This window comes from Streptomyces sp. NPDC043870, from assembly GCF_056435785.1.
The window spans coordinates 46,279-52,566 of the sequence record NZ_JBWKDT010000043.1; the positions used below are offsets into that span (position 1 = coordinate 46,279).

Annotated in this window: 5 protein-coding genes; all 5 read right to left on the bottom strand. The window is 73.5% G+C overall.

Annotated features, from left to right (window positions below; genetic code table 11):
* Positions 1-96: 96 nt before the first annotated feature.
* Positions 97-1,275, bottom strand: coding sequence for an adenylyltransferase/sulfurtransferase MoeZ (moeZ, locus tag AC0699_RS33390; RefSeq protein WP_478667868.1), 1,179 nt, complete (start codon positions 1,273-1,275; stop codon positions 97-99).
* A gap of 70 nt (positions 1,276-1,345) precedes the next feature.
* Positions 1,346-2,137, bottom strand: coding sequence for a spherulation-specific family 4 protein (locus AC0699_RS33395; protein ID WP_478667869.1), 792 nt, complete (start codon positions 2,135-2,137; stop codon positions 1,346-1,348).
* Entirely contained in the window at positions 2,125-3,096 is a 972-nt protein-coding gene (locus tag AC0699_RS33400) for an NAD-dependent epimerase/dehydratase family protein (RefSeq protein ID WP_478667870.1), read from the bottom strand. The genes AC0699_RS33395 and AC0699_RS33400 overlap by 13 nt, the downstream gene beginning before the upstream one ends.
* Positions 3,097-3,226: 130 nt before the next feature.
* Positions 3,227-4,414 carry a hypothetical protein gene (locus tag AC0699_RS33405; RefSeq protein ID WP_478667871.1) on the bottom strand — a complete coding sequence of 396 codons (1,188 nt, stop codon included), beginning with the start codon at positions 4,412-4,414 and terminating at the stop codon, positions 3,227-3,229.
* Between the two features lie 37 nt (positions 4,415-4,451).
* Positions 4,452-6,113 (bottom strand): DUF3492 domain-containing protein, encoded by a 1,662-nt coding sequence (locus tag AC0699_RS33410; protein WP_478667872.1) that lies wholly within the window; start codon positions 6,111-6,113, stop codon positions 4,452-4,454.
* Positions 6,114-6,288: the final 175 nt, after the last annotated feature.

The window sequence follows — 6,288 nt, forward strand, 5'->3', positions numbered from 1 at the left end:
ACGAAAAGGGCGCCCCCCCCCACCCGCACCCCCACCCCAAAGCGCGGAACGGGCCCCCCCCCCCCCCCCCCCCCCCCCCCCCCCCCCAGCGCGGGTCTAGTAGACCGGCTTCTGCGGTTCGATCTGGTTGACCCAGCCGATCACACCGCCGCCGACGTGCACCGCGTCCGCGAAGCCCGCCGACTTGAGCACGGCGAGTACTTCCGCACTGCGGACACCCGTCTTGCAGTGCAGGACGATCTTCTTGTCCTGCGGCAGGTCCTGGAGGGCGTTGCCCATCAGGAACTCGTTCTTCGGGATCAGCCGCGCACCCGGGATGGCGACGATCTCGTACTCGTTCGGCTCGCGGACATCGATGATGTCGATGTTCTCGCCGTCGTCGATCCACTCCTTGAGCTGCTTGGGAGTGATCGTCGAGCCGAGCGCCGCCTCCTGGGCCTCCTCCGACACGACGCCGCAGAAGGCCTCGTAGTCGATGAGCTCGGTGACGGTCGGGTTCTCACCGCAGACCGCGCAGTTCGGGTCCTTGCGGACCTTGACCTGGCGGTACTGCATCTCCAGGGCGTCGTAGATCATCAGCCGGCCGAGCAGCGGCTCACCGATACCGGCGAGCAGCTTGATGGCCTCGTTGACCTGGATGGAGCCGATGGACGCGCAGAGCACGCCCAGCACGCCGCCCTCGGCGCAGGAGGGAACCATGCCCGGCGGCGGGGGCTCCGGGTACAGGCAGCGGTAGCAGGGACCGTGCTCGGCCCAGAAGACGGAGGCCTGACCGTCGAAACGGTAGATCGAACCCCACACATACGGCTTGTTGAGCAGCACGCACGCGTCGTTCACCAGGTAGCGGGTGGCGAAGTTGTCCGTGCCGTCGACGATCAGGTCGTACTGGCCGAAGATCTCCATCACGTTCTCGGCTTCGAGCCGCTCTTCGTGAAGGATCACGTCGACGTAGGGGTTGATGCCCTTGACGCTGTCACGGGCGGACTCGGCCTTGGAACGGCCGATGTCCGACTGGCTGTGAATGATCTGGCGCTGCAGATTCGACTCGTCGACTTCGTCGAACTCCACGATGCCGAGCGTGCCGACACCGGCCGCGGCCAGGTACATCAGGGCCGGCGAGCCGAGACCGCCGGCGCCCACACAGAGCACCTTGGCGTTCTTCAGCCGCTTCTGCCCGTCCATCCCGACATCAGGGATGATCAGGTGGCGGGAGTACCTGCGGACCTCGTCTACGGTGAGCTCGGCAGCCGGCTCGACCAGGGGTGGCAGCGACACGGAGACCTCATCAATACAGCTGGTCGTTGTCAGTACGGTTGTTCTCGCTGTAACAGTGCCACGCGTCTTCTCATTCCGAGACACCCGGTCCGATCTGCGAGACGATTTCGTCCCAGTAGCCGGGCAGCGCGTCGAATGCTCCGTTCTGTCCCACCTGGCCCCCCTCGGGACCGCCCACCCGGCCGCGCGTCCGGTCGCCCGTCCGATCGGTGAAGAAGATCGTTCCCGCTCCCTGCCAGCGGGCGATCCGGACCGCCTCCTCCAGATGGGTCCGCGGCACACCGTGCACAAAGTGCGCAAAGCGCTCCGGCGGGTAGTCCGCGGTCCACTCCGCCACCTGGGACCAGCGGTAGTCGGCCCATGGCCCGGAGAAGGTGACGAGCTGGTCGGCGGCCTCGGCGTAGGCCGGATACGGGTGTGTGCCATGACCCAGGACCAGATGCCCACCCTCCAGGACCGCCTCCAGCGTGGCCGTCGTACGCCGCACCTGGGGCAGGTCCGCGCGCTCGACCGGGCAGCGGTCCAGCAGGAACCCTCCGACCCGGTACCAGTCGAGGTAGCGGTGGGCGTCGGCGACGATCTCGGCGAAGGGGCGGGTGCCGTGCGCGAGATCGAGATGGCCGAGCACCCGGATCCCGGCGTTGCCGAGCTTCCCCGCGGCCTCCAGACAGTGCGGGTCGGGGCAGGTGCCGGGCCCGTCCGCGACATTGAGCACCGCCCAGTGCAGCGGGGTGCCCGGCCGGGTCAGCTCGGCCCATTCGACCGGGGCGAGCAGCGGATGCGCGTAGCCCGGGATGCCGAAGCCGAGCCGGTCGGCGCCGGTCGCGGAGAGCATGGCGTCCGTGGTGATCAGATGCGGCATGCCGCCTCCATCCAGATGTCCGCGAGGGACTCCTCCAGGTTGATCCGGGGCCGCCAGCCCAGCCGGTCGCGGGCGGTGCGCACATCCGCCTGCTGCCAGCTGCCACAGCCGTCGGGGTAGGGGTACGGGGTGGCGCCCAGGTGCTCGGTGAGGGACTCGGGGCCACGGGGGGCTCCGATGACGGGGTGGCCGGGGCGCGTGGGTGACGTGTCGAGTTCATGGAGCGCGCCGGCGTAGCCCGCGACCCGGGCGAGTACGGCGGCGGCGTCACGCAGCCGTACGGCCCGGCCGGTGCCGATGTTGACGACGCCCTGGGCGGCGGAGAGGGAGGCGGCGTGCACGGCCCGCGCCACGTCCCGTACGTCGACGAAGTCGCGCTGTACGCCGAGGCCACTGAGCTTGAGCTCGCCGTCGCCGGACTGCATGGCACGGCGCATGGCCTCGGCGAGCCGGCCGAGCGGTGATCCGGCGGGGGTGCCGGGACCGACGGGTGAGAAGACCCGCAGGACGACCGCGTCCAGGCCGGAGCCCAGGACCAGCTCGGTCGCGGCGAGCTTCGAGACGCCGTACGGGCCACCGGGGCGCGGTACGGCGTCCTCCGCGGTCGACGAGCCGGGCTGCGAGGGCCCGTACTCGGAGGCGCAGCCGAGCTGGACGAGCCGGGCGTCGCAGCCGCTGCGTCGCAGTGCCTCGCAGACGGTGGCGACGGCCACGGTGTTGTGCCGGGTGAGTTCGCGGGCACCGCCGCGGGTGGCGCCCGCGCAGTTGATCACGACTCCGGGGTGGACGGCGTCCAGGAAGCGGGTGAGCGCTCCCGGGCTGCCGCCCGCGAGGTCGAACCGTACGTCGGCGTCGTCGCCGCGCCCCAGCGCGGTGAGGTGCACGGCCGGATCGGCCAGCAGCCTGTCGGCGACGAAACGGCCGAGGAATCCATTGGCTCCGAGCAGCAGCACCCTCATCGCGCGGCTCCTCGGGGCCGACGGGCCGGTGCTGGGTGGTGCGCAGTCATTGTCGTTCGTCTCCTCAGGGGTGGTGTGTCGGGTATGCCCGCGGCGTCGGCTCCGCGGGAGCGCGGGGGGCAGGTGGGGGTCAGGTGGTGTGGGCCGAGGCCCGGGAGAGGGCGGCGGTCGCGTGGACCAGCAGCCCCAGGGCGGCGGCGCCACAGGCGAGGGCCGGTACGGCACCGGCGCCCAGCGCGTCGACGGTCGCCTCGACGGGCCTGGCGAGGAAGCCGCAGCCGGGGAGCCGGCCGCCGAGGACGGCGGCCAGGGCCAGGGCCTCGCCGGCACAGGCGGCGGCGAGGCCGGTGGCCGCGGCCTCGGGGAAGCCGTGCACGGTGAGCAGCCGGGACAGGAAGAGCAGCAGGCCGAGGGCGATGGCCGGGCCGAGTGCCAGCGGGAGCAGCACGGAGGTCAGGACGAGCAGGCCGGTGAGAGTGGCGGCGTACAGCGTGACGACGGCGAGCAGCAGGGGGCGCGCGCCGGCCGCGAACTCTTCGAGGCCGCGGCTGCCGCTGAGCCTGCGCCGGGCCTGCACGGAGAAGAGGTGGGCGGTCCAGGCGGCGGGGGCGACGGCGAGAGCGAGGCCCACGAGCGGGGCGGGTGTGAGGGACCGGGTGCCCTCGGGCCCGGCGCCGGTGAACTGGTCCAGCAGCCCGTCGCCGAGCAGCGCGTAGGCCGCGAGCCAGCACACCAGGAGGCGCGTTGCGGGCACCGTGCGCCCCGGCGCCCGCAGGGGTCCGCGCCGCAGGCTCCACGCCAGCGCGATGGTGAGCCCGATCCCGCCCACCGCCCCGGCGGCGAGCCGTACCCCGTCGTCGGTGAGCCGCAGGGCCAGGGTGGCGAGGGCGGCGACGGCGCCCGGCAGCAGCGTGTGTCCGATGTGCGCGGCGCGCGCGCCGCGCACGTCCCGCGCCGGGGGCCGGGGGCCCGCGTCGCCGCGCGGCACGCGGGCGTACAGCTCCTCGGCGAGCGAGAAGACATCGCGGTGCCGGAACCGGGCGGCGGTGCGGTCGGTGACGCCGTGTGCCTCCAGCCCGGCGGCGATCTCCAGTGGGTCGACGGCCCGTTCGCACAGTTCGCGGTGGCGGTGCATGAGCGCCTTGACGGGGTCGGCGGGTCCGCGCCGCGCCGGCTTGCTCCGGGCGCGCCCGGGTCCGCCGCCGGTGGGCTCGTCCTCCGGCACTTCCCGCGAGCGCGCGTCCCGGTCCCCGGGGCTCGCGGGCTGCTGCGGCCCGTCGACCAGGACGACGGAGCGCCGCGCGGGTCGTGGACGCATCGCGGAGGCTCTCTCGGGGCGAGGGGCAGGGGTGGAGTCAGGCATCGGGGGCTCCTGGGGCGGCCGCAGTGGCCATGGGCGCGCCATCCGCCCAGCGGGGGCGGCCGCGGCCGCCGGTCCAGTGGCCGGGGACGTGGGCCTCTGCGGGGGTGGCGAAGGGCAGCGGCTCGCCGTCGTCGTCGACGGCCTCCGAGTCGCGGTGGACCGGGCTCTGCGAGATGAGCTCCAGGTAAATGCCGCGAAATGCCGCGAGATTCTGCTCGACGGTGAAGAGTTCGAGCGCCCGGGCCCGCGCGGCCGCACCGAGCCGTTCACGGCGCTCGGGGTCGCGCAGCAGCGCGAGACAGGCGTCGGCGAGCGCCCGCGGATTGCGCGGGGGTACCACGAGCCCCGTACCGCCGATGACCTCGACGACGGCGCCGACATCCGTCGACACCGTGGCGCGGCCGCAGAACATCGCCTCGACGAGACTGATCGGAAAACCCTCGACGACGCTGGAGAGGACGACGACCGCTCCGGCGGCGTAGGCGTCCGCGAGGTCCGGGGCCTCGGGACCACCGATCTCCTCGAACGAGACCGGATTGTCGCCGACCGCGTGCGCGTCGGCCGCCTCGTCGGGAAAGAGCTGCGCGGCCAGCGCCTTGCAGTGCGCCAAGTACGCGCCGCCCTCCCCGCTCCGCACGGGCGCGCCCAGGATCCGCAGCCTGGCCTCCGGCTCTTCCTTGCGCACCTCCGCGAAGGCGTGGAGCAGCGCGATGAGGTCCTTGGCGGGTTCGATCCGGCCGACCCAGACGAGGGTGTGCGGATCGCCGTCGTCGTCCCCCTCCCCCACGGCGGTGAAGCGTTCGCCGTCCATGCCGGGGTAGACCGTGCGCAGTCGGGCGGGGTCGGCGCCGCACTTCTCCTGCCAGCGCCTGGCGTGGGTGTTGCCGGGGGTGATCACCGACGCCTGCCGGTACACCTCGCCCGCGAGGCAGCCCTGGAAGGCGGCGAGCAGGGCGCGGACGGGCGCCCCGAGCGGCGCGTCCGAGACGGCGAGGTAGTGCGCCCGGAGCTGCACGCCGTACTCGGTGACCAGCAGCGGAACCCCGAAGAAGCGTTTGGCCAGAAGGCCGGGCAGGGCTGCCGTGCCGCCGGACGCGGAGTGGCAGAGGTCAACCGCGCCGAGCGAGTCGTGCCCGTACCAGTCGAGCGAGAGCGGGCGCAGTGCGCGCTCCAGCTCGTCGGCGAAGGCCAGGTAGTCGGGCACGGTCGCGGCGTGCACGGCGCGGCGTGCGCCGGGGGCGCGGCAGGCGGATTCCAGGATCCGTACGGCGAGTTCGGAACGCAGTGCGGCGTACAGCCCGCCGGACTCCCTGGCCAGTTCGGCGAGCCCGTACAGGCCGTCGGCGAAGCCGCCCGCCCCGCCTTCCGAGCAGACGGCCGCGGCCAGTTCCTTGAAGTGGGCGGCGAACCGGCGCCGTTCGCGCCGGCCATACGTGCGGCCGTCGTCCTCGGGCGCCCACAGCGGCGCGGTGCGTACGCGCTGGACGTGGGGCGGCAGCGCGATCCAGCCGTCGTCCTCCTGCTGGGCACTGCGGCTGAGCGCGTAGATGTCGTAGTCGTGCTGCGCGAGCCCGCGCACGAGCCGGTCGCACCAGAGCCTGGACTCACCCGTCGCATACGGATAGCCACCGTCCGTGAGTAGTCCGATCCGCACGAGCGCACCCCCGATCTCCTGTGTGGGCGGCCGCCGTTGGTCCGGCGGCTCGCAGCGGGAAGACGTTATGCGGATACGCCGGTGGGGGGGGGGGGGGGGGGGGGGGGGGGGGGGGGGGGGGGGGGGGGGGGGGGGGGGGGGGGGGGGGGGGGGGGGGGGGGGGGGGGGGGGGGGG